Genomic DNA, 2345 nt, shown 5'->3' with positions numbered 1-2345 from the left:
TTTATAACCGACACCAACGATGAAACTGTTGGTACGCCAGTCACCGCTGCCGGAGCCTTCATAAGCGACGTCAACGGCCACGGATTCGGTCGGGTTAAACTGCACGCCAGCTCCCCACGCCAGAGACGTGTTGCTGTGGCGACCGTCATCACTTCCGGTCAGCACATCGTGCGTTTTCCCCTTGTTGTCAGTTACGCGGATATAATCCCCGGAGAAAGTCGACACACGGCTGTAAGCCATACCCGCCATCGCATACGCGCTGAACCATTCATTCACGCGCACAGACGGCCCCGCCATCACGCTGAACCAGCGATTACGCACGGAATCCTCATGCCAGCGGGTATCGCTGTAATGCGTTTTTTGCTCATCTTCAGCGTTGGCATAACTGAATGACGTAATCAGCCCCAGCGTGTCCGTAAACTCATAACGGTATTTCACGTTAATCCCGTTCAGATTTTCGCTGCCGGGAGCGTTCGTACGGGCATGAAGATACCCTGCGCTCAGTGTGGCCTGCTGCTCAGACGCCCATGCAGGCGCACCGGATACGGCCAGACAGATGGCTGCGGACAAAATGGCTGCACAAACTTTACGCATAATTACCTCTCGCTTTTCTGCAATAAAAAAGGCGCCATTTCTGGCGCCCGTATATGGGTTATAAAATTCAGCTGATACTGATGCCTGCGGTGGCTTTCTTCATCACCACAACCAGCAAATCGCTGATACTTGCTGTGGGATACCAGTCATTTACCAGCCATGCTGACACCGAAAACTCCAGCGTCATGTGGCCGTGACCAGCTGGCATATCAATAACACCACTGTAAATCAGCGTATTATCCAGCGCGGTACGGTTATAAATTTCAGCACCATTTTTCTTCACTATCAGGCGGCATGAGGAGTAAATATCAGTATGCTCTCTCTCATGTTTAGCACCGCTGAATGCCACCGCCGGAATAACAATCTGCCGGTCAAACGGCTGATCGTCATAAATCCTGACGGTAATGGTCCCTGATGGCCACCGTTCCGGTGCACGGGAGTCCCGGGGGAAAGCTTTGCCCACTGTTTTAACGAGATCGCCTTCAATCTGGTTCGCGGACAGTTTTCCCAGAACCCGACAGTTCTCGTTAATCGTGACGTTGTTGAGCGTCCCGGAGTTCGCATTCACGTTACCGCTGATATCGGCATTTTTCGCCGTCAGCCGCCCATCCGGTGTCAGGGAAAATGCCGGTGGATTTCCACCACTGGTAATGGTGGGGGCCGTCAGGCGTTTCAGGAACACGTCGTTCATGAATATCTGATTGCCCTGCGCCACAAACATCGGCGTTTCATTCCCGTTTGCCGGGTCAATAAACGCGATACGGTTAGCGGCAACCAGAAACTGGCTCAGTTTGCCTTCCTCCGTGTCCTCCATACTGAGGCCAATACCCGCGACATAATGTTTGCCGTCTTTGGTCTGCTCAATTTTGACAGCCCACATGGCATTCCATTTATCGTTGGCATCCTTCCACTCTTTCGAAAACTGCTCCAGTTTGCTGGCGTTATCCTCCGTCAGGTCGACTTTTTCCAGCAGCTCTTTACCAAGATGGGATTCGGTTATCTTGCCTTTGAAAAAATCCAGGTAACCTTCCGCATCATCGCTCGCCCGACCGACGGCCTCCACGAATGCCGATTTGCCAACGGTGTTCACACTGCGGATATAAAAGTAATAATCATGGCCCGGTTTGATATTGATACTGGCGGCTATCCAGTACAGCCCCGTGCCAAGGTAGCGGGCTGTGGTTTCAACCTGCCTGATATCGGTAATCCGCGTTTCCGAGAACCAGAACTCAAATTGTACCGTCGGATCATAAACCGCAAGATGCGGCGTGGCGGTTATCTGAAAATAGCCCGGTGTCAGCTCAATCCGAGACGGCGCTGCCGGTGCGGCAATCCGGAACGATACCGATGCCGGCTCGCCCTGCTGTCCCCACGCATTTACAGCCCGGACAGTCAGCCTGTAGTTCCCCAGCGCCAGTTGCGTGAAGCGGTATGTGGTTTCCGTCGTCCGGGCCGTGCTGACCAGCCGCTCACTGCCGTCATCCGCTGTTACGGTCAGACGGAGCAGGAAGCTCACGCCCTTCACCACCTTCGGCGTGTCCCAGCGCGCCAGCACCTGATATTCCCCGCTGTCTGCGGTGACTTCGGCGGTCAGGTGCTGCACCGCTGGCGGCGTGACACCATTCACCGTGCCGCTCTGGTCGCCGTCAAAGTGCGCCCCGTTATCCACGATGGCCTCTTTTTCCGGTACATGCTGCACGGCAGTGATGGCATACGTGCCGTCATCGTTCTCACGGATACTCACACAGCGG

2 protein-coding genes are annotated in these 2345 nt (G+C 54.5%); both read right to left on the bottom strand.

Annotated elements, in window-relative coordinates; translation table 11 throughout:
- On the bottom strand, nt 1-594 hold a 594-nt coding region (locus ACJHWT_RS25275; protein WP_222892671.1), incomplete at its 3' end, for an Ail/Lom family outer membrane beta-barrel protein.
- 67 nt (nt 595-661) lie between these two features.
- A partial coding sequence (locus ACJHWT_RS25270; protein WP_273883374.1) for a phage tail tip protein occupies nt 662-2345 on the bottom strand: 1684 nt, incomplete at its 5' end.

Source organism: Escherichia sp. WS338 (genome assembly GCF_046486405.1).
Lineage (GTDB): Bacteria > Pseudomonadota > Gammaproteobacteria > Enterobacterales > Enterobacteriaceae > Escherichia > Escherichia coli.
Note: the sequence above shows the minus strand (reverse complement) of the source record. Positions and strands in the feature narration are given on the sequence as shown.